Here is an 18732-nt window from a genome sequence, read left to right as displayed (position 1 = left end):
ATCGAGGAACGGAATGATCGAGCTGAGACGCCGGGACGGCGCGCTGACCCTTTATGCATCGCACGAACAGCCACCGCGGGCGATGTGGATCGTCGGCTCGGTGGTGGCGGCAGCGGCGCTGTATTTCTACCTCCAGCAGCAGATCGCCGATCCGACGATCCGGCTGGTCTCGGCGGCCATCTGCATCGCGGGGCCGATAGTCGCGGCGATGGTGCTGTACCTGAGGCCGCAGGCGACAAACATCATCACCTCGTTCGACATCGCCGCGCGCCACATCCACTCGACGCAGAAGCTGGACCGCGGTAGCGACGTCGTCGTCGAAGTGGGCTTTGACGACGTGGTGGCGCTGAAGGTGACCGAAGATAACCCCGAGCGGCCACGGAACAACGTGCTGTCGCTGCAGCTGGCCGATGGACGGAAGGTCAAGCTGGCGATGCAGTCCCGACAGTACTCCGAGAAGGACCAGGGCCAGGACCTGCACAAGGTCGCGGCGTTCCTCCGCACCGAGACGGGCCTGCCGGACTAGCCAGCCCAGGGCTGGCGGGTGCTGCGGAGCGTCTCGCCGGTTTTCGCGGCCTGATGCATCAGCAGCGACAGGTACTGGTCCTGCGCACCCTCGGCATAGGAATACGGCCCCGCGCCCTGGCCCCGCGCCAGCTCGCCCATCCGCTGCATCGCCACCGCGATGGCGATCTCGTCGTCCATCAGCCGGGCATTGGGATAGGGCATGGTCCACACGGTCTCATCGCCACAGAGCATGGCTTCGAGGGCGTAGCCGAACAGGTTACCGTAGCGGCCGGATTCAACGCGGGTGAAGGTGCGGGTCAGGGGGTGGCCGTAGACGGGCATCACCCGAGCCTCGAGGTCGGCAATCTCGCCGCGATCACCACGGATCACGACCCGATGCGAATGGACCGGCGAGCGGTACTGCACGTCGGTGAAATCGAACAGCCCGAGCCGGTCGCCGAAATCGAACTCGCCAAGCGTCTGGGTGGTGGGGGCGAACTGCTCGGATGCGGGCCAGTTGTAGCGGCTCGGACCTTCTAGGGCACGGCTCTCAAAGATCTTGCCGCGGATGGTCGCGTCTTCGAAGCCGATGCCGAGGAAATGCCGCATCAGGCTGACGCCGTGGTAGCCGTGCGCCGCCGAGACCCGAGCGAAGCTGACGCTGCCGAGCGCGCCGTTGCCGATCAGCTGCAGCCGCGAGGCATGCAGCGGCTGGAACAGGTACTGCTCCGCGATGTGGAGCCGCAGCCCCTGCTCCACCAGCCGCCAGATTGCGACCATGGTTTCGACATCCAGCGCCGCCGGGGTCTCGCACAGCACAGCTAGGCCGAGGCTGTGGAGCTCGGTGAGGATCGGCAGGTGCGCATCGGGCTTCACCGAGAGAACGACGAAATCGGGCTCGGCGGCCGCGAGTTCGGCGTAGCTGGCGAACGCCGGAGCACCCCATTTCGCGCCGAACGCCGCTGCCTTGGCCTGGTCGCGCTGGACCACGCCGACCAGTTGGAACCGGTCCGGCAGCTCGCGGGCGATGCGAGTGAAGAACTCGGCGCGCCAGCCGCCGCCGATCATGCCGAAGCGGATGGGCGTCATCAGGCGTGGAGCCCGTACTCGCGATGGCCCAGCGCGGTCATCACGCCGCGCAGCTCGGCAAGGCCCTTGAGCCGGCCGATGGTCGGATAGCCCGGCTGGGCGCGGCGGCCGAGGTCGTCGAGGATGTCCTGGCCGTGGTCGGGGCGCATCGGGATTTGCGCATCCTCGCGGCCCTCGCGCTTGCGGCGAGCCTCTTCCTTGAGGATGGCGGCGATGAGCGCCACCATGTCGGTGTCCCCGCCCAGGTGCTCGGCCTCGTAGAACGAGCCGGCGATGGCGGTGCCGTCACGCTTGACGTTGCGCAGGTGGAGGAAGTGCACCTTGGGGCCAAAGTCCTCCATGATCTGCGGCAGGTCGTTGTCCGGCCTGGCGCCGAACGAGCCGGAGCAGAGGGTCATGCCATTGGCGGGGCTGTCGACGGCGTCGAGGATCTGCTTGTAGTCCGCGGCCGTCGACATGATGCGCGGCAGGCCCAGCAGCGAGAACGGCGGATCGTCAGGGTGGCAGCAGAGGCGGACGCCGACCTCCTCGGCCACCGGCACAACCTCGCTGAGGAAATCGATGAAATGCCGGCGCAGCTGATCGACCGAGATGTGGCCGTACTCGCTGAGATGGGCATGGACGTCGTCGAGCGTCATGCTCTCGGTCGAGCCCGGCAGGCCCATGGTGACGTTGCGGGCCAGCTGTTTCTGCGCCGCGGCATCGAGACTGGCGATTCGCCGGGCGGCCTCAGCGACGATCTCGGGAGAGAAGTCCTCGGAGGCGCCCGGGCGCTTCAGGATGTGGATGTCGAAAGCGGCGAAGTCGTTGATGTCGAAACGCATGCAGGTGCCGCCATGGGCAACCTGGTAGCGCAGGTCAGTGCGCGTCCAGTCGAGCACCGGCATGAAGTTGTAGCAGACCGTGCGGAGGCCCGCCGCGGCGACGTGTCGGAGGCTCTGCTTGTAGTTGGCGATCTGCTCGCGCCAATCGCCCTTCTGCTTCTTGATATCCTCGGAAACTGGCAGGCTTTCGATGACATCCCACTCGATGCCGGAGGGCGAGCCGTCCTTCTTGACGCGGATTTGCTGCTGGCGCTTGCCGATTTCCTCGGCGGTCCATATCACCCCGTTCGGCACGTGGTGCAGCGCGGTCACCACGCCTTGGGCACCAGCCTGTACGATGTCATCGATGCTTGCGAGGTCGGCCGGACCGAACCAGCGCCACGTCTGCCTCATTTGGCTTCTCCAAGCGCTTCCAACCGCGCTGACCGGTGCTAGTATGGCAGCTTGAGGGAAGTCAACATGACCATTGATTTGGAGCTGGCAAACCACCCGGGACCAGCCGGACCACGGCAGGCGACGATGGGGCTACGCGTCTACGATGCGGTGCGCGGGGCCATCGTGCAGTTGCAGCTGCGACCGGGCTACCTGCTGTCGGAGGCGGAGCTGGCGCGCCAGTTGGGCGTCTCCCGGCAGCCGGTGCGCGAGGCGTTCATCAAGTTGGCCGAGGCCGGGCTTGTCGACGTACGGCCGCAGCGCGGCACATTCGTGAAGCTGATCTCGATCCGCGAAGTGACAAACTCGCGCTTCATCCGCGAGGCCATCGAGCTGGCAGTGGTCCGCAAGGCCGCCGCAAGCATCGGTGCGGCGGGCATTGCCGACCTGCGCGATATCGTCCGGGCCCAGGAGGCAGCGCTGTCCGGCGGGCTAGGCGAATTCATGCGGCTCGATGACATTTTCCACAGCGCGATTGCCGGCCATGCCGATTGCGAGCACGCGTGGCGGCACATCGAGGCGCTGAAGGCTCAGCTCGACCGGGTGCGATTCCTCGGCTTCCCCGATGTGACGCCCCGGCCGATGGTGGTCGCCCAACACGCCAAGATCGTCGACGCTCTCGAGCAGGGCGACGGCGAGGCGGCGTCCGCCATGATGTGCAAGCATCTCAACGAGATCATGCCGTCGCTGCCTCACATGGCGGAAACGCATCCGGACCTGTTTGCCGACTGACGGTTAGTCCATCGCTGCTTCGAGCAACCCGCGATAGTCCTCGGCGGTGGCGAGCCGCGGGTTCGTGGCGTGGCTGTGATCGGCCAGGGCCCGCTCGATCACCCAGGCGAAGTGGTCCTCTCGCACCCCCAGCACCCGCAGGCCAGCGGGAACGCCCAGGCGGCGGTTCAGCGCATCGAGTTCGAGCGACAGGTCGGCGGCGGGCGGAAAGCCCATGGCGGCCTTCAGGCGGCCGAGCTTGTCGGCGATCTCAGGCGCATTGAAGCGAAGTACCGGCGGCATCAGGATGGCATTGAGCGTGCCGTGATGCAGCGAGACGTCCTTGAGCCCGCCAAGGGCGTGGCTGAGTGCGTGCACGGCGCCGAGCCCCTTCTGGAAGGCGAGCCCACCCATCACGGCGCCCATCATCATCTCCGAGCGTGCAGCCGCGTTGCGTCCATCGCGGCAGGCATTCTCGATCTGGCGCCAGATGCGCCCTGCCCCGTCGAGCGCAATCGCCTCGGCCGGCGGATTGACCCGCGGCGAGCACAGCGTCTCGATACAGTGGCTGAGCGCATCGAGGCCGGTAGCGGCGGTGAGACCCGCCGGCAGCCCGTACGTCAGCTCGGGGTCGCAGATCGCTCGCTTCGGGATCAGGTGAGGCGAGATGAAGCCGAGCTTGCGACCGTCTTCAAGCGTGAGCAACGCCGCCCGACCGACCTCGGCGCCGGTGCCGGCAGTGGTGGGGATGGCGATCAGCGGCGCCACGGAGGCACCGATACGGTCGACGCCGCCATAGATCACCGCGTACTGCTCGAGCGGCCCCGGATGAGTCGCGAGCAGCGCCACGCCCTTGGCGAGGTCGATCGGCGAGCCGCCGCCAATGGCGATGATGCCATCGCACCCTTCGGCGCGATATTGCTCGAGCGCGGCGATCACCGCACCCTCGGTGGGATTGGGCGGCGTATCGAGGAATACCGGTGTTTCGGCGGGCAGATGCGCCAGCGCCTCGGCGGCGAGACCGGCGGCCATTACGCCGCGATCGGCGACCAGCAGCGGCCGATTGAGCCGGAACTCCTCGACCGTGCTTGCAAGCGTTCCAAGGGCGCCCGCGCCAAACTCGATGCTCGTCAGGTAATTGATCCGCGCCATGTGCCTTATCCGTTTGCCAGTTCGATCAATACATCCGCGTGGCAAGGCGTGCCTGCCTTGCACCAGCAGGCGAGATTATGCCCCGCCAGTTCGCTGCGGATAACTTCGCGCGATGGCGGCGGGCCCGGCGACAGGGCCGGCTCGATGGTGCCGCGCAGCCACTGGCCGCAGAGGGCGACGGCCTTTTCCTGGGCGGCAGCGTGGTCGAGCCCATAGCGCCGGGCGGTGTCATCGATGGTGAATGGGTTGCCCCACCTGCCGGGCCGCGTGATCAACTTTGCTGGCAGCCCGTTCAGCGCCAGCGACGCTGCCTGCAGGTTGAAGCCGGCCTTGCGCGACAGCTGCATGCGTTGTGGCCGGGGCACGTGTGACGGCCCGGGCACGTGTGACGGCCTGGACATCAGCGGAGCTCCTTGTCGTAGACGAACTTCGGCATTTCGAGCTTCCAGACGATGGCAGCGACGCGCAGGGCGAAGCCGATGGCGATGGTGCCCAGCACGAGCAGATCATGCGGCACATCGAAGTACCTGCCCAAGTAGTAGAGCGTGCCCGAGACGATGGCGACCGTGGCGTAAAGCTCGGACGAGAACACCAGCGGCACTTCGGTGCAGAGGATATCGCGCATGATGCCGCCGACGATGCCGGTCATCATGCCGGCGACCACCACGATGATCGGCTGCTGCCCCATCTCCAGCGCCACATTGCAGCCGATGATGGTGAAGGCGGCGAGCCCAAGCGCGTCGAGCAGCAGGAAAGGCCAGCGCAGCGCGGCCATGTAGCGGGCGAGAGCGATGGTGACGAACGCCGCGGCGCAACAGATGATCAGCAGGTACGGGTTCTCGACCCAAATCAGCGGGTAGTGCCCGAGCACCAGGTCGCGCGCCGTGCCGCCGCCCAGCGCCGTGACGCAGGCCAGGACGCAGACGCCGAACCAATCCATCTTCCGCCGACCGGCAGCGAGCGCCGCGGTCATCGCCTCGGCGGTGATGGCGACATAGAAGATGATTTGCAGCAGCATGGCGTCCCCCGGGGTGCTCCCCTCGGGAGACTAGAGCAGAACCAGCCACCCCAAGGCTAGTTGGCCGATTGGATGGTGACGATCTTCACGTCGAATTCGGAGCAGCTGTCGTTCTTGCAGATGCCGTTCATCCAGACCTGCCCGTTGCCGAACATGATGCCGTCCGCATTGACGAGCACGGACGCCCAGGCCTGGTCGAGGATCGCCTGGCGAATCTCGTCGGTCAGGATGTTGTCGTAGTGCTCGGTGAACTGTTCCTCGTCGCTGAGCTGCATGTCTTCGCCGTCGGCCACGACCTTGATCGGATAGCTGACCCACTTGGCAAAGCCGGCGGCATCACCGTCTCCGACAGCCTGCTGTATCGCATCGAACGCCGCGCGATAGGCGTTGTGATCGCCGAGGACGTTGTCGACGGTAGCGTCGGTATCTGCGTCACTTTGGGCCAGCGCCGGCGCCGCCCCGAGGCAAAGCACCAGGGCGATGCTTGCGATCAATCTCAGCATGCTGCAACTCCTGTTGGAAACGGGTGGTCCGCCAAGCCATTGATAGCGCACAGTATGTGACGGGAACAGGTGGAGACTGGCCGAGATGCGCAGACCACAATCGATGAAGGGGCTTGAAGAGCTCGGCCGCGTGCGGCTGAGCCGGAACTTCTTCATGCGCGACTTCCTTCACTCCGAGATTGCCAGCTTCTACGGCATCCCGAACATTCCCGACGATCCCGATCTCGCCATCGAAGCCGGAAGGCGGCTTTGCGAGGAATGCCTCGAGCCGCTGATGGCACGCTTCGGGCGGATCTCGATCCGGTCCGCCTTTCGCTCGGTGGAGGTCAACCGCTTCGGCAACGAGCACAACCTCAATTGCGGGCGGAACGAGACCAATTTCGGCGGGCACATCTGGGACCGGCGCGACGCGCAGGGCGGCATTGGCGCGACGGCCTGCGTCATCGTCCATGCGCTGATCCCCTACTACGAGGCGACCGGCCGCTGGGAGGCGCTGGGCTGGTGGATCCACGACCACCTGCCCTATGACGAGCTCGAGTTCTACCCACGGTTCGCGGCGGTGAACATCAACTGGCGCGAGTTCCGGCGTGGCCGGATCACCTCGATGATCCCGCCACGTCGAGGTCTCCTGACCAAGCGCGGAATGGCCAACTTCGAGGGGCGGCACGACGCCGAGTATGCGGAGTGGCTGGCGGGGCTGTGACGTGCCGAAGCGCCCGACGGCCTTGGGCCTCGGGGTTTCCTGTCAGTCTTGCCGTTTCTTGCGAAAGCGGCATGGGCGGGACTTCGTCCCTGTGGCGGTCGTCCGCCGAACTGTACAAGGTTGGGACTCTCGCCCCGCCCATTGCGAACGGTCTTTTGGCTCGATGGTGCGCAAAGCGGACGCTTCCACCAAACCCTGGCCAGGACGCCTCCCAACCAGCCCGAACCCTCCCCGCGACGCCGCGTAGCGCCTCGCATCGGCGAGGTGGGGCAAAGATAGGAGACGGGCGGAGTGCGGGGATAAGTTTCTTTGCAGGCAGATAGAGACGGCCCCCTCCCAACGTGCCCTCCATCGACCCCCTCTCTTGCGGTGGATGGATGACAACAACCTGACGACCCGTTACCCCTTATCGCCTCACCGGAATTTGCCCATGACCACGCATCGCTTCGTTCCCACCGAATGGCACAACGTGCTCGGCACGCTCCCGCCTGCCTTCACTGTCGCGTCGGGCGACACAGTCATCACCGAGACGCTCGATGCGTGGGGGTTCGACAAGGATGGCGTGCATCGCCAGCCGGGGCCCAACCCGATGAACGGGCCGATCTTCATCGAAGGGGCCGCACCCGGCGATGCGCTGAGGGTCGAGATCGTCCGGATGACGCCGAACCGGGCCACCGGTTTCACCCGCTCGTCACTCTCCGCCAATGTTGTCGACCCTGAAGCGGTGCGGGACCTGCCGTCGCGGGAAGCCGCCTACTGGTCGATCGACCGGCAAGCCGGCACCGCGCAACTCGACCCCCCGGTGGCGGGGTTGGAGCATTTTGTGCTGCCGCTCGACCCGATGATCGGCTGCTTCGGCGTGGCACCGAGCATGGGCCAGGCCTTCTCCACCGCCACCAGCGCCGAGAACGGCGGCAACATGGATTGTCGCCGCTTCGGCCCGGGTGCGACGGTGTGGTTCCCGATAGCCGTGGAGGGCGCACTGTTCTTCCTTGGCGATTGCCACGCCGTGCAGGGTGACGGCGAAATCGTCGGCACCGGCATCGAGACCAGCTTCGAGGTCAAGGTCCGGCTGACGGTGGAAAAGGGTCGGAAGCTGGTTTGGCCGCGCGCCGAGAACGCCGAGGATATCTTCTCGGTGGGCAACGCCCGGCCGCTCGACCAGGCGCTGCAGCACGCCACCAACGACATGTTCAACTGGCTGACCTCGGACTACGGGCTGTCAAAGACCGCTGCGAGCCACCTGATGGGCCAGGTGGTGCGCTACGACGTGGGCAACGTCTACGACCCGGCCTACACGATGATCTGCCGCATCCCCAAGAAGTGGCTGCCGAGCAAGTGACCAGGCTGCAGGAAACTAACGGCAACGTATCGATTGTCGCCGCGACGCCGGTGTTGCTGGATCTCGAAGAGCAGAGCGGTGCAGCGCTTGCCGCCGCCCTGGGCGTCGAACCGCCGGCAAGCTGGCCGCCGCCCTACAACGGGCCGGAGACGCGGGCCTGGATTCGCAAGGTGCTGGCCGACAACCCCGGCGAGCCGGGCTTCGGCAGCTGGTATGTGATCGGCAACGGCCAGCTGGTCGGCAGCGCCGGCTACAAGGGACCACCCGACGAAGCAAGAACGGTGGAAGTCGGCTACTCAATCGTCGAGGCCGCGCAGCTTCGCGGCTACGCCTCGGGTGCCGTGAACCTGCTCGTCATCAGGGCTTTTCGCGACCCGCGGATTGTAGCGGTGCGGGCCGAGACGCTGCCGGAGCTTGTGGGCTCGCAAGCGGTGCTGAAGCGCTGCGGCTTCTCGTCGGTGGGGCGGCGGCACGACCCCGAGGACGGCGAGATCCTGATGTACGCGATCAGTCGCTGATCGCCGGCCGGCCCGACCGTATTGCTACGTAGCGGCATATGCAGAGGACGGGCAGCTGGGCATGCGCTCAATTGTGCATTGCCCGCCAGCACCCGGCGGACCTACCCTCCCACTGTCGGGGACGGAATCACCGAGTAAGTCCAGTGCCTGGAGCCATTCGCGCATGAGCTCACCGCAAGCCTTGCCCTCCGATGCTGAGTTTGCGGCGCTGTCGGCCGCCGCCGAGGGCGTTGCGCCCGATGCGCCGCCCCGCCCGGTCCAGCTGCGGCCCGGTGAAAGCACCTTCGCCTTCACCCTCGACAACGACCTGGTCAAGCTGGTGACGCTGCGACTGGGTGACGCCGGGCTGGCGATAGCGGTGCGCTATGCCAGCGACGTGGTGCTCGATGAGGAGCGCCACACCATCCGGCCCGCGGCCGATCCCAGTATCGTCGCCGATGGAATGGGGCTGGTGGTGAGCTGGCGCGCGCCGCTGGTCCCCGGGCTCAGCTGGCCCATGATCAGCCGCACGCGCCGCTTCTGAGATTTAGCCGCCGATCTTGCCGCCCAGCTCATCCTCGATGTGGATGCGGATGATCTCGTCAAAGCTCGACTCGGCCTTGAAGCCCAGCGAGATGGCGCGCTTGGCGTCGAAGTTGCGCGGCCAGCCGGCGACCATCGAGATGATCTTGGGATCCGGCACGTCCTTGATCAGGCTGACGGCCTTGTCGCCGGCGACGCGGCGCAGCGCCTCGATTTCTTCGCCCACCGTGGTCGAGAGGCCCGGCACCGACAGGGTGCGGCGCCAGCCGAGCTTGGTCGTATCGAGTTCGGCGGCGTGCGTGAGGAACCCGATCGCGGCGCGCGGGCTGGCGAACCAGTGACGCACGTCCTTGGACACCGGCAGCACCGCTTCCTGGCCGACCAGCGGCTCGCGCAGGATGTTCGAGAAGAAGCCCGAGGCGGCGGCGTTGGGCTTGCCGGGGCGGATGGTGATGGTGGGGAGGCGAATGCCGACGCCGTCGACGAAGCCCTTGCGGGAGTAGTCGTTGAGCAGCAGCTCGCAGATGGCCTTCTGCGTGCCGTAGCTGGTGAGCGGGGTGTTGAAGAACTCATCGCCGATGGCTTCGGGGAAGGGCGCGCCGAACACTGCGATTGACGAGGTGAAGACGAGGCGCGGCAGGTAGGGCGCCTTCAGGCCTTCCTGCCGGATGGCTTCGAGGAGGAAGCGCATGCCATCCATGTTGATCCGGTAGCCCTTGTCGAAATCGGCCTCGGCTTCGCCTGAGACGATCGCGGCGAGGTGGAAGATCAGGTCCGGGCGCGAGGCGATGAGCTTCGTGGCTTCACCGGGGGCGGAGAGGTCGGACGCGATCGCCGTCACTTCGCCGGAGAAGTCGACCTTGGTCGGCTCGATGACGTCGGCGAGCGTGAACCTGCTGATGGCCTTGCCACCCACTTGCCGCGACTTGAGCAAGGCGGACGTGAGCTTGCGGCCGACCATGCCGGCCGCCCCGATGATCAGGATATGCATGGAGTCTCCTCGATTTTAGCGGGGAGATTACCGCTCGGGGCAGCACGCGCAAGGCGGCTTTTGGTTCAATCCGACCGGCGGAGCGGGCTACTGAGCAACGTAGCCGCCATCGACCAGGTGGTAGCTGCCGGTGATAAACGAGGCCTCGCTGGAGAGCAGGAACGCCGTCAGCGCGGCGACCTCCTCGGCCTTGCCGAGCCGGCCAACCGGATGGAGCGACACGAGATGGGACTTGGCGGCAGCATCGGCGCCCGCCAGGAGCGGCGTGTCGATATAGCCGGGACCGACCGCGGTGATGCGGATGCCCTTGGTGGCATACTCGAGCGCGGCGGCCTTGGTGAGGCCGACCACGGCGTGCTTGGTGGCGACGTAGGCGGGCGAGCCCTGCGTGCCGACGGCACCGAGGATCGAGGCCATGTTGACGATGGCGCCGCCGCCCGAGGCGAGGATCGCCGGGATTTCGTAGCGCAGGCCGTAGAACACGCTGTTGAGGTTGACGTCGATGACCTTGGCCCAGCCATCGAGCGGATACTCGCCGGTGGGGGCGATTGGTCCGCCAATGCCGGCATTATTCACCGCAAGGTGCAGCCCACCGTAGGCCTTCGTCGCCGCCTCCACTGCCGCCTCAACGTCGGAAGCCTTGCCTACGTTGGCCACCACCGAGGTGGCCGTGCCGCCGCCGTCGGTGATCTTCTTCGCGACGGCAGCGGCGCCGTCACCATTAAGATCGGCGACCACCACCTTGGCGCCGCCGGCGGCCAGTTGCAGGGCGACGGCCTCGCCGATGCCCGATGCGCCACCGGTGACGAGAGCGACCTTGCCAGAGAAATCGTAGGACATTTCATTACTCCGTAGCCTCTTCCTCAATGGGATGTAGGGGCTACGGAGTGGCACGGAAGGCGGCGTGTGACGAACAGTGCGTTCGAGCGTCAACAGACGGTGTCGAACCGCTCGACACATGTACGGACCACCTCGTCGCCGGGGCGCTTCCACCAGTTGTCGCGGCTGAAGATCTCGACTTCCTGGGGGCCGTGATAGCCGGCGGCTTCGATCATGGCGCGGATGGCTTTGAGGTCGATCACGCCGTCGCCCATCATGCCGCGGTCGAGCAGCATGTCGGTGGTGGGGACCAGCCAGTCGCAGATGTGGTGGGCGAAGATCCGGTTCTCGCGGCCGGCGCGGGCGATGGCGGCGGCAAGGTTTGGGTCCCACCAGACGTGGTAGACATCGATGGCGACGCCGACGCCTTCGCCGAGCTGGGCGGAGATATCGAGCGCCTGGTCGATGGTGTTCACGCAGGCCCGGTCGGCCGCATACATCGGGTGCAGCGGCTCGATGGCGAGCGGCACACCGGAGGCACGGGCGTGCGGGAGCATCGCCGCGATGCCGTCGGTGACCATCTGACGGGCGCCGGCGATGTCCTTGGATGAGCCCGGGAGGCCGCCGACGACGAGCACGAGACAGTCGGCGCCGAGAGCGGCGGCTTCGTCGATGGCGCGGAGGTTGTCGTCGATGTTTGCCTGGCGGCCGGCCTGCGTGTCGGCAGGGAACATACCGCCGCGGCAGAGGCCGGTGACGCGGAGGTTGTTGGCTTTGACGATGCGGGCGGCTTCGGCGAGGCCGACGGATGCGACCTGGTCGCGCCAGGGCGAGATGGCGGTGACGTTGTGGCGGAGGCAGTCGTCAATCATCTGCGGGAAGGTGCTGCCGTTCCGCAGGGTGGCGAGGTTCATGGAGAGCTGGCGGTCGGCCATCAGGCAATCCCGTGCACGGCGAGCACCCGCTTCATCCGATCCACTGCAAGCGACGGATCCGCCAGCACACGGGCCTTGTCCGCCAGCCGGAACAGCTCGCTCAAATGCTGCAACGAGCGGGTCGATTGCTGGCCGCCGATCATCGTGAAATGATCCTGTAACCCGTTGAGATAAGCGAGGAAAACCACACCCGTCTTGTAGAAGCGGGTGGGCGCCGCGAAGATATGGCGGCTAAGCGGCACGGTGGGCTCGAGCAGCTCGAAGAACTCGTTGTCGCTGCCACGGCCCAGGGCAGCGAGAGCCGCCGAGGCGGCCGGGGCGATGGCGTCGAAGATGCCGAGCAGCGCGTCGGAATGGCCCTCGGCGTCGCCGGCGATCAGCTCGGCATAGTTGAAGTCGTCGCCGGTGTACATGCGGACGCTCGCCGGCAGGCGGCGGCGCATGGCGATCTCTTTCTCCTTGCTCAGCAGGGAGATCTTGATGCCGTCGACCTTGTCGGCATGGGCGGCGATGACGTCGAGGCAGACATCCATGGCCGCTTCGTGCGTGGGCTGCCCCCAATATCCAGCGAGCGCCGGATCGAACATTTCGCCAAGCCAGTGGAGGATCACAGGCTGTTTCACCTGGCTGAGGATACGGCCGTAGACACGGACGTAGTCATCGGGCGACTTGGCGGCGACGGCGAGGGCGCGCGACGCCATCAGGATGATGCGACCCCCCTGCCCTTCGACGAAGCCGACCTGCTCTTCGTAGGCGCGGATGATGTCGTCGATGCTGACATCCGGGCCGGGCATCAGGTGGTCGGTGCCGGCGCCGTAGGCGATCAGCGCGTCCGGGCGGGTGCGGGCTTCGGCCTGGGCGCGGCGGATCAGCTCCTGCGCTTCGGCCCAACCGAGACCCATGCCGCGCTGCGCCGTGTCCATCGCTTCGGCGACGCCGAGCCCGAGATCCCACAGGCGGTGACGGAATTTGAGCGTGGTGTCCCAGTCGATGGCGGGAGTGAGCCACGGATCGTTGGAGGCGAGCGGGTCGGCGACGACGTGGGCTGCGGCGTAGGCGATGCGCGGGAAATCGCTGGCGGCGTGCTTCTCGAACGGAATCGGCGTGCCGCTCAGGCGATAGGCGGTGATGCTGCGGTCGGGGTTGGGGAGCGAGATTTCCATCTCAGATCCCCAGTGCTGGGACGTCCAGCCAGCGGCGTTCCTTCCAGCTTTGCAGCCCGAGCATCGCGAGCTGCACGCCCTTGGCGCCGGCTTCGAGGCCGTAGGGCCAGGGGGCATCCTCAGCGACGTGCTTGAGGAACATCTCCCACTGCGCCTTGAAGCCGTTCTGGGCCGGCCAGTTGTCGGGCACTTCTTCCCAGTTCTGGAAGAAGTCGATGGTCTGCGGCTGGTCGGGGTTCCACACGGGCTTGGGGGTGTTGACCCGGTGCTGGCTGAAGCACTTGTGGAGGCCGGCGACGGCTGACCCGTGGGTGCCATCTACCTGGAAAGTCACGAGATCATCGCGGCGGACGCGGACGTCCCAGCTGGAATTGATGTGAGCGACGACGCCGCCGGCAAGCTGGAACGTGGCATAGGCCGCGTCGTCCGCATCGGCGGTGTAGGTGGTGCCCTTCTCGTCGACGCGCGACGGAATATGCGTGGCGCCGAGGCAGCTTACCGCCTCGACTTCGCCGAAGAGGTTATCCAGCACATAGCGCCAATGACACAGCATATCGAGGATGATGCCGCCGCCGTCGGCCTTCCTATAGTTCCAGCTCGGACGCTGTGCGGGCTGGCCCCAGTCGCCCTCGAACACCCAGTAGCCGAACTCGCCGCGGACCGACAGGATGCGGCCGAAGAAGCCGGCATCCTTCAGCATCTTGAGCTTGAGGAGGCCCGGGAGAAACAGCTTGTCCTGCACCACGCCATGCTTGACCCCCGACGATTTCGCCTTCTTGGCCAAGGCGATAGCGGACTCGAGATCGTCGGAAACCGGCTTCTCGCAATAGACGTGCTTGCCGGCGTCGATGGCGCGACTCAGCAGCTCGGTGCGCATCTGGGTGGTGCCGGCGTCGAAGAACACTTCGTCTTCGGTGTCACCAAGCACTTCGTCGAGGTTGGTCGACCAGCGCTTGATCTGGTGCTTTTCGGCAAGCCGTTGAATCTTCTCGCGATCCCGGCCGACGATGATCGGATCGACGACCAGCCGGTCGCCGTTCGAGAGGGCAATGCCGCCCTGGTCGCGGATCGCCAGGATCGAACGCACCAGGTGCTGGTTGTAGCCCATCCGGCCGGTCACGCCATGCATGATCAGCCCCAGCCGCCGCTCGGCCATCGCAACCTCCTTGTCAGACTTGTTTGTAACTGCTTGGTTACTTAGATACACGTCGCTAGGATGGAGCGTCAAGTACGGCTGCGGGGGCTTGAACGAAAGAACGATTTTCGTTCGGTTCGAGTGCTGGTGACGAACCGGCCTGTTCAGTCCGGACAGTATGACCGCAACGGCGCGGGAGAGGATTTATGGCGAGCGACGGGGCAGCGGTGAAGGTTCGGCGGCGTACCGCCACGCCCGCGCCGGTGCGTCCGCGCGATGCCGAAAAGACCAAGGCGTCGATCCTCAAGGCGGCTCGCGACGAGTTCTGCGAGCAAGGCTTCAACGGCGCGCGGGTGGACGCCATCGCCGACCGGGCCAAGGCCAACAAGCGGCTGCTCTACCACTATTTCGGCAACAAGGAAGCGCTGTACGAGGCGGTGCTGCTCGACGCCTACCAGGAGATCCGGCGCGGCGAGCGCGAGCTGCGGATCGGCCAGTATGATCCGGTGGAAGCAATTGACCGGGTTATCCGATTCACCTTCCGCCACTTCCTAGCCAACCCCTGGTTCCCCCGCCTGCTGTCTGTGGAAAACCTGCAAAATGCGAGGTTTGTCAAAAAGATAAAGAACCTCGACGAGATCCGCTCGCCCATCGTCGGCGAGTTGCACGAGATCGTAAAGCGCGGGCATGAGCAGGGCATCTTCCGCACCGACGTCGATCCGATGCAGCTCTACATCTCGATCATTTCGCTCTGCTACTTCTACGTCTCGAACATGCAGACGCTGTCGGTGGTTTTCGGCAAGGACCTCAGCCAGTTCGCGCTGATCCAGGATCGTGAAGCGCAGGCCGTGCAGATGGTGGTAGACTACCTCCGGACCCGCCGCTGAGCACTGTTCGGCAGCCCCGCTGCCCCGGCTTGCCCATAAATCCATGCAAACGACCGGCCCGAGTGCAGCAATAGTCCAACCGTAGACCATGAACTTCTGCCAGTCCCTGGCCGCTTGACAGGTCGCACGTCCCGGCCCATGGTTGTAACCAGTTAGTTATTTAGCGCCACCAAGAGCGCTGGAGGTTTCGGGACAGCGCCGCTGCCCGGAGAAGCTAGATGGGAGGAACATCGATGACTATTTCACTCGACAGACGTCAGTTTCTGATGGGAACGACGGCGCTGCTCGTCGGCGCCGGCATGTCGCCGGTGCTGGCGCAGGACACCGCGCTGCGCCTGATCTTCTGGGGCGGCCAGGCCCGCGCCGACCGCACCTATGGGGTAACGGACCTCTATGCCAAGGCCGGCGGCCCGGCGATCGAAGGCGAGTTCCTCGCCTGGAACGATTATTGGCCGAAGCTGGCGACCCAGACCGCCGGCGGCAACGCCCCCGACATCATCCAGATGGACTACCGCTACATCGTCGAATACGCCAAGCGGAACGCCATCGCCCCGCTCGACGAGTTCGTTGGCGGCGCGCTGCAACTGGCCGATTTCGACCAGGACCAGCTTGACGGCGGCAAGGTCGACGGCAAGCTCTATGGCATCAGCCTCGGCGCCAACTCCGTGGCCCTGATGATCAACACGGCCGCCTTCGAGAAGGCCGGCGTGGAACTGCCCGGCCCCACCACCACCTATGACGACATCCGCAAGATGGGCGAGGCGTTCAACTCCAAGAACGTCGGCACGAAGGTGATCGGCGACGGTTCTGGCTCCGAACCGATGTACGAGAACTGGCTGCGCCAGAAGGGCAAGGCGCTCTACACCGCCGACGGCAAGCTCGCCTTCGACGAAGCGGACGCCACCGAGTGGTTCACCATGTGGAAGGGCCTCCGCGACGACGGCATCTGCGTCAGCCCGGACGACCAGGCGCTCGACACCGGTCCGCTCGAGACCACCATGCTGACGCTCGGCAAGGCGGCGGTCATCCCGTCCAACTCCAACCAGCTGGTGGCCTTCCAGGCGATCAACAAGGACAAGATCACCATCTCGAACTTCCCCCGCATCGCAGCCGATGCGCCTGGCGGCCACTACCGCAAGCCTTCAATGTTCTTCTCCATCGGCGGCACCTCGGCACAGAAGGAAGCCGCGGCGAAGTTCCTGAACTTCTTCGTCACCGACAAGGACGCGAGCCTGGTGCTTGGCGTCGAGCGCGGCATTCCGTGCTCGAAGGCCGTGCGCGAGAACCTTGCCCCGACGCTGGACGAGCAGAGCCAGATTGCGCTCAACTTCGTCTCGAACCTCGGGCCGCTGCTCGGCAAGCTGCCGCCCTCCCCGCCCGCCGCGGCAGGCGAGATCGACAGTTCGCTGTTCCGCACCCTGAGCCAGGAAGTCGCCTTCGGCGCCAAGACCCCGGAAGCCGCTGGCCCCGAGCTGGTCAAGGGCGCCACGGACATTCTGAGCCGGGCGGCCTGATACTATGACCGCGCGTGCCATGGAGGCCGATACTCCCAAAGTGGAGCGCGCGGTCCAATCCTGGTGGTCGCGGGTGTGGCAGAACCACGCCCCCGGCTACCTCTTCCTCCTGCCCTGGTTCATCGGCTTTCTCTGCCTGACCATCGGGCCGATCATCACCTCGTTCTATCTCAGCTTCACCAATTTCGACCTGCTGACCGCACCGGAATGGGTGGGCGCCGACAACTACATCCGCATGTTCACCGCGGACCCGAAATTCGCCGCCTCGATGAAGGTGACGCTGTTCTTCGTGGTCTTCTCGGTGCCGCTGAAGCTGGCCTTCGCGCTGTGCGTGGCGCTGCTGCTCAATCGCGGCATGCGCGGCCTGCCGATCTATCGCGCCATGTTCTACCTGCCGAGCCTGCTCGGCGCCTCGGTCGCCATTGCCATCCTGTGGCGCCAGATTTTCTCCGGCGACGGGCTGGTCAACCAGTTCCTGCTGCTGTTCGGCATCCATGGGCCGAGCTGGATTTCCAACCCCAACTACTCGCTGTGGACGCTGATCATCCTGGCGATCTGGCAGTTCGGCTCGCCGATGATCATCTTCCTCGCCGGCCTGCGCTCGATCCCGCAGGACATGTATGAGGCGGCGAGCCTCGAGGGCGCCAGCAAGTGGCGGGTGTTCTGGAAGATCACCCTGCCGATGCTGACCCCGGTGGTGTTCTTCAACGGCATCATCCAGACCATCGAGGGCTTCAAGAGCTTCACACCGGCCTTCATCATCTCGGGCGGCACCGGCAATCCGATCAACTCGACGCTGTTCTACACGCTCTATCTCTACCAGGAGGCGTTCGGCTTCTTCCGCATGGGCTACGCCTCGGCGCTGGCCTGGGTGCTGCTGCTGATCGTCGCGATCTTCACCGCCTTCTCGTTCCTGACCTCGAAATACTGGGTGCACTATGACGACTGATGTGCACCGGCTGACAGTGGTGACGGGCGAGGTGAGCCCGGCAAGGCTCTGGCGCAAGCGGGCGCTGAGCCTGCTCGCCCATGCGCTGCTGATCTGCGCGTCGATCCTGATGCTTTATCCCCTGCTCTGGCTGCTGTCGGCCTCGTTCCGGCCGGAGAACGAGATCTTCAACGCTACCACCTTGTGGCCGAGCGAGTGGAGCCTCGACTCCTATTTCCGCGGCTGGCACGGGCTGCGCGTTTCGTTCGGGACCTTCTTTGCCAACTCGCTGGTGATTGCGATCCTCTGCGTTTGCGGCAACCTGATCGCCTGCTCGATGGCGGCGTTCGCCTTCGCCCGGCTGCAGTTCAAGGGCCGGACCTTCTGGTTCGCCATGATGCTGATGACGCTGATGCTGCCCAGCCAGGTGACACTGATCCCGCAATATGTGCTGTTCCGCTCGATCGGCTGGGTCGACACGGTGCTGCCGCTGGTGGCGCCGAAGTTCCTCGCGGTCGACGGCTTCTTCATCTTCCTGATGGTGCAGTTCTTCCGCGGCATCCCTAGGGAATTGGACGAGGCGGCGATGATGGACGGCTGCTCGGCCTGGCGCATCTACTGGAAGATCATGCTGCCACTGTCGATGCCGGTGCTGGCGACGGCCGCCATCTTCACCTTCATCTGGACGTGGGACGATTTCTTCGGGCCGCTGATCTACCTCAACGAAATGAAGCAATACACCGTGATGCTGGGGCTGCGGACGTTCACCGACTCGACCGGCGAAAGCGACTTCGGCGGACTGTTCGCGATGAGCGTGCTGAGCCTCGTGCCGATCTTCCTGTTCTTCCTGTTCTTCCAGCGGCTGCTGATCGAGGGCATCGCGACGACGGGGATGAAGCGGTGAGCCTTGCCTCCTCAACCACCGGGGTCATTCCCGCGAAAGCGGGAACCCAGTGCGATGCCACAGCAATCGCCGCCGCCGAGCCATCCCACTGGGTCCCCGCTTTCGCGGGGATGACGCCGGTGGGAAATCTGTAAC

The 18732-nt window shown here is 65.6% G+C and carries 21 protein-coding genes; 10 read left to right on the top strand and 11 right to left on the bottom strand.

Annotation, left to right across the window (positions count from 1 at the left end; all coding sequences use genetic code 11):
* Nucleotides 1-13 precede the first annotated feature (13 nt).
* Nucleotides 14-526 carry a hypothetical protein gene (locus AC1DWU_RS03980; protein WP_477148672.1) on the top strand — a complete coding sequence of 171 codons (513 nt, stop codon included), beginning with the start codon at nucleotides 14-16 and terminating at the stop codon, nucleotides 524-526.
* Here AC1DWU_RS03980 and AC1DWU_RS03975 read toward each other — a convergent pair.
* Nucleotides 523-1596: a Gfo/Idh/MocA family protein gene (locus tag AC1DWU_RS03975; RefSeq protein ID WP_477148671.1), complete on the bottom strand. Its 1074-nt coding sequence runs from the start codon at nucleotides 1594-1596 to the stop codon at nucleotides 523-525. The two genes, AC1DWU_RS03980 and AC1DWU_RS03975, sit on opposite strands and share 4 nt — an antisense overlap.
* Nucleotides 1596-2813 (bottom strand): mannonate dehydratase, encoded by a 1218-nt coding sequence (gene uxuA, locus AC1DWU_RS03970; RefSeq protein ID WP_477148670.1) that lies wholly within the window; start codon nucleotides 2811-2813, stop codon nucleotides 1596-1598. The genes AC1DWU_RS03975 and uxuA overlap by 1 nt, the downstream gene beginning before the upstream one ends.
* 66 nt (nucleotides 2814-2879) lie before the next feature.
* On the opposite strand from uxuA, the gene AC1DWU_RS03965 reads away from it, so the two are divergent.
* A complete protein-coding gene (locus AC1DWU_RS03965; RefSeq protein WP_477148669.1) occupies nucleotides 2880-3584 on the top strand; it encodes a GntR family transcriptional regulator in 705 nt (234 codons plus the stop codon).
* Nucleotides 3585-3587: 3 nt separating this feature from the next.
* On the opposite strand, the gene AC1DWU_RS03960 is transcribed toward AC1DWU_RS03965, so the two are convergent.
* Genes AC1DWU_RS03960 through AC1DWU_RS03945 form a run of 4 tightly spaced genes read right to left on the bottom strand, consistent with a single transcriptional unit; the run spans nucleotide 3588 to nucleotide 6236 of the window.
* Nucleotides 3588-4715, bottom strand: coding sequence for an iron-containing alcohol dehydrogenase (locus tag AC1DWU_RS03960; protein ID WP_477148668.1), 1128 nt, complete (start codon nucleotides 4713-4715; stop codon nucleotides 3588-3590).
* Between the two features lie 5 nt (nucleotides 4716-4720).
* Nucleotides 4721-5062 (bottom strand): DUF4326 domain-containing protein, encoded by a 342-nt coding sequence (locus tag AC1DWU_RS03955; protein ID WP_477148667.1) that lies wholly within the window; start codon nucleotides 5060-5062, stop codon nucleotides 4721-4723.
* A 53-nt stretch (nucleotides 5063-5115) separates the two neighbouring features.
* Nucleotides 5116-5733: a trimeric intracellular cation channel family protein gene (locus tag AC1DWU_RS03950; RefSeq protein ID WP_477148666.1), complete on the bottom strand. Its 618-nt coding sequence runs from the start codon at nucleotides 5731-5733 to the stop codon at nucleotides 5116-5118.
* A 56-nt stretch (nucleotides 5734-5789) separates the two neighbouring features.
* Entirely contained in the window at nucleotides 5790-6236 is a 447-nt protein-coding gene (locus AC1DWU_RS03945; RefSeq protein ID WP_477148665.1) for a hypothetical protein, read from the bottom strand.
* An 85-nt stretch (nucleotides 6237-6321) separates the two neighbouring features.
* Here AC1DWU_RS03945 and AC1DWU_RS03940 point away from each other — a divergent pair, with 85 nt between their 5' ends.
* From AC1DWU_RS03940 to AC1DWU_RS03925, 4 genes are all read left to right on the top strand, one after another.
* Nucleotides 6322-6939 carry a hypothetical protein gene (locus AC1DWU_RS03940; RefSeq protein WP_477148664.1) on the top strand — a complete coding sequence of 206 codons (618 nt, stop codon included), beginning with the start codon at nucleotides 6322-6324 and terminating at the stop codon, nucleotides 6937-6939.
* Between the two features lie 430 nt (nucleotides 6940-7369).
* Nucleotides 7370-8281, top strand: a complete 912-nt coding sequence (locus tag AC1DWU_RS03935; RefSeq protein WP_477148663.1) for an acetamidase/formamidase family protein — start codon at nucleotides 7370-7372, stop codon at nucleotides 8279-8281.
* Nucleotides 8278-8799 carry a GNAT family N-acetyltransferase gene (locus AC1DWU_RS03930; protein ID WP_477148662.1) on the top strand — a complete coding sequence of 174 codons (522 nt, stop codon included), beginning with the start codon at nucleotides 8278-8280 and terminating at the stop codon, nucleotides 8797-8799. The genes AC1DWU_RS03935 and AC1DWU_RS03930 overlap by 4 nt, the downstream gene beginning before the upstream one ends.
* A gap of 163 nt (nucleotides 8800-8962) precedes the next feature.
* Entirely contained in the window at nucleotides 8963-9322 is a 360-nt protein-coding gene (locus tag AC1DWU_RS03925; RefSeq protein WP_477148661.1) for a hypothetical protein, read from the top strand.
* A gap of 3 nt (nucleotides 9323-9325) precedes the next feature.
* Here AC1DWU_RS03925 and denD read toward each other — a convergent pair whose 3' ends face one another.
* From denD to AC1DWU_RS03900, 5 genes are all read right to left on the bottom strand, one after another.
* A complete protein-coding gene (denD, locus tag AC1DWU_RS03920) occupies nucleotides 9326-10312 on the bottom strand; it encodes a D-erythronate dehydrogenase (RefSeq protein ID WP_477148660.1) in 987 nt (328 codons plus the stop codon).
* A gap of 87 nt (nucleotides 10313-10399) precedes the next feature.
* On the bottom strand, nucleotides 10400-11152 hold the full coding sequence (locus AC1DWU_RS03915) for an SDR family NAD(P)-dependent oxidoreductase (RefSeq protein ID WP_477148659.1): 753 nt from the start codon (nucleotides 11150-11152) through the stop codon (nucleotides 10400-10402).
* Nucleotides 11153-11241: 89 nt separating this feature from the next.
* A complete protein-coding gene (locus AC1DWU_RS03910; protein WP_477148658.1) occupies nucleotides 11242-12066 on the bottom strand; it encodes a sugar phosphate isomerase/epimerase family protein in 825 nt (274 codons plus the stop codon).
* The gene (locus AC1DWU_RS03905) at nucleotides 12066-13229 is read right to left on the bottom strand and encodes a dihydrodipicolinate synthase family protein (RefSeq protein WP_477148657.1); all 1164 of its coding nucleotides are present in this window, start codon (nucleotides 13227-13229) and stop codon (nucleotides 12066-12068) included. The genes AC1DWU_RS03910 and AC1DWU_RS03905 overlap by 1 nt, the downstream gene beginning before the upstream one ends.
* 1 nt (nucleotide 13230) lies before the next feature.
* Nucleotides 13231-14385: a Gfo/Idh/MocA family protein gene (locus AC1DWU_RS03900; protein WP_477148656.1), complete on the bottom strand. Its 1155-nt coding sequence runs from the start codon at nucleotides 14383-14385 to the stop codon at nucleotides 13231-13233.
* A gap of 185 nt (nucleotides 14386-14570) precedes the next feature.
* Between AC1DWU_RS03900 and AC1DWU_RS03895 the strand changes: the two genes are divergently transcribed.
* From AC1DWU_RS03895 to AC1DWU_RS03880, 4 genes are all read left to right on the top strand, one after another.
* Entirely contained in the window at nucleotides 14571-15251 is a 681-nt protein-coding gene (locus tag AC1DWU_RS03895; protein WP_477148655.1) for a TetR/AcrR family transcriptional regulator, read from the top strand.
* A 233-nt stretch (nucleotides 15252-15484) separates the two neighbouring features.
* A complete protein-coding gene (locus tag AC1DWU_RS03890; RefSeq protein WP_477148654.1) occupies nucleotides 15485-16765 on the top strand; it encodes an ABC transporter substrate-binding protein in 1281 nt (426 codons plus the stop codon).
* 19 nt (nucleotides 16766-16784) lie between these two features.
* Nucleotides 16785-17714: a carbohydrate ABC transporter permease gene (locus AC1DWU_RS03885; protein WP_477149053.1), complete on the top strand. Its 930-nt coding sequence runs from the start codon at nucleotides 16785-16787 to the stop codon at nucleotides 17712-17714.
* Nucleotides 17704-18597 (top strand): carbohydrate ABC transporter permease, encoded by an 894-nt coding sequence (locus AC1DWU_RS03880; protein ID WP_477148653.1) that lies wholly within the window; start codon nucleotides 17704-17706, stop codon nucleotides 18595-18597. Before AC1DWU_RS03885 ends, AC1DWU_RS03880 begins: the two co-directional genes overlap by 11 nt.
* Nucleotides 18598-18732 lie beyond the last annotated feature (135 nt).

Source organism: Devosia sp. P2_G7, from assembly GCF_056403495.1.
This window is presented reverse-complemented; position numbering and strand designations above follow the sequence as displayed.

Coding starts and splice junctions, on each gene's coding strand:
- AC1DWU_RS03950 (WP_477148666.1), bottom strand. CDS start 5,733: ATGCTGCTGCAAATCATCTTCTATGTCGCCATCACCGCCGAGGCGATG.
- AC1DWU_RS03975 (WP_477148671.1), bottom strand. CDS start 1,596: ATGACGCCCATCCGCTTCGGCATGATCGGCGGCGGCTGGCGCGCCGAG.
- AC1DWU_RS03905 (WP_477148657.1), bottom strand. CDS start 13,229: ATGGAAATCTCGCTCCCCAACCCCGACCGCAGCATCACCGCCTATCGC.
- AC1DWU_RS03915 (WP_477148659.1), bottom strand. CDS start 11,152: ATGTCCTACGATTTCTCTGGCAAGGTCGCTCTCGTCACCGGTGGCGCA.
- AC1DWU_RS03880 (WP_477148653.1), top strand. CDS start 17,704: ATGACGACTGATGTGCACCGGCTGACAGTGGTGACGGGCGAGGTGAGC.
- AC1DWU_RS03960 (WP_477148668.1), bottom strand. CDS start 4,715: ATGGCGCGGATCAATTACCTGACGAGCATCGAGTTTGGCGCGGGCGCC.
- AC1DWU_RS03900 (WP_477148656.1), bottom strand. CDS start 14,385: ATGGCCGAGCGGCGGCTGGGGCTGATCATGCATGGCGTGACCGGCCGG.
- AC1DWU_RS03980 (WP_477148672.1), top strand. CDS start 14: ATGATCGAGCTGAGACGCCGGGACGGCGCGCTGACCCTTTATGCATCG.
- AC1DWU_RS03885 (WP_477149053.1), top strand. CDS start 16,785: ATGGAGGCCGATACTCCCAAAGTGGAGCGCGCGGTCCAATCCTGGTGG.
- AC1DWU_RS03925 (WP_477148661.1), top strand. CDS start 8,963: ATGAGCTCACCGCAAGCCTTGCCCTCCGATGCTGAGTTTGCGGCGCTG.
- uxuA (WP_477148670.1), bottom strand. CDS start 2,813: ATGAGGCAGACGTGGCGCTGGTTCGGTCCGGCCGACCTCGCAAGCATC.
- AC1DWU_RS03945 (WP_477148665.1), bottom strand. CDS start 6,236: ATGCTGAGATTGATCGCAAGCATCGCCCTGGTGCTTTGCCTCGGGGCG.
- AC1DWU_RS03895 (WP_477148655.1), top strand. CDS start 14,571: ATGGCGAGCGACGGGGCAGCGGTGAAGGTTCGGCGGCGTACCGCCACG.
- AC1DWU_RS03940 (WP_477148664.1), top strand. CDS start 6,322: ATGCGCAGACCACAATCGATGAAGGGGCTTGAAGAGCTCGGCCGCGTG.
- AC1DWU_RS03910 (WP_477148658.1), bottom strand. CDS start 12,066: ATGGCCGACCGCCAGCTCTCCATGAACCTCGCCACCCTGCGGAACGGC.
- AC1DWU_RS03965 (WP_477148669.1), top strand. CDS start 2,880: ATGACCATTGATTTGGAGCTGGCAAACCACCCGGGACCAGCCGGACCA.
- AC1DWU_RS03890 (WP_477148654.1), top strand. CDS start 15,485: ATGACTATTTCACTCGACAGACGTCAGTTTCTGATGGGAACGACGGCG.
- denD (WP_477148660.1), bottom strand. CDS start 10,312: ATGCATATCCTGATCATCGGGGCGGCCGGCATGGTCGGCCGCAAGCTC.
- AC1DWU_RS03935 (WP_477148663.1), top strand. CDS start 7,370: ATGACCACGCATCGCTTCGTTCCCACCGAATGGCACAACGTGCTCGGC.
- AC1DWU_RS03955 (WP_477148667.1), bottom strand. CDS start 5,062: ATGCAGCTGTCGCGCAAGGCCGGCTTCAACCTGCAGGCAGCGTCGCTG.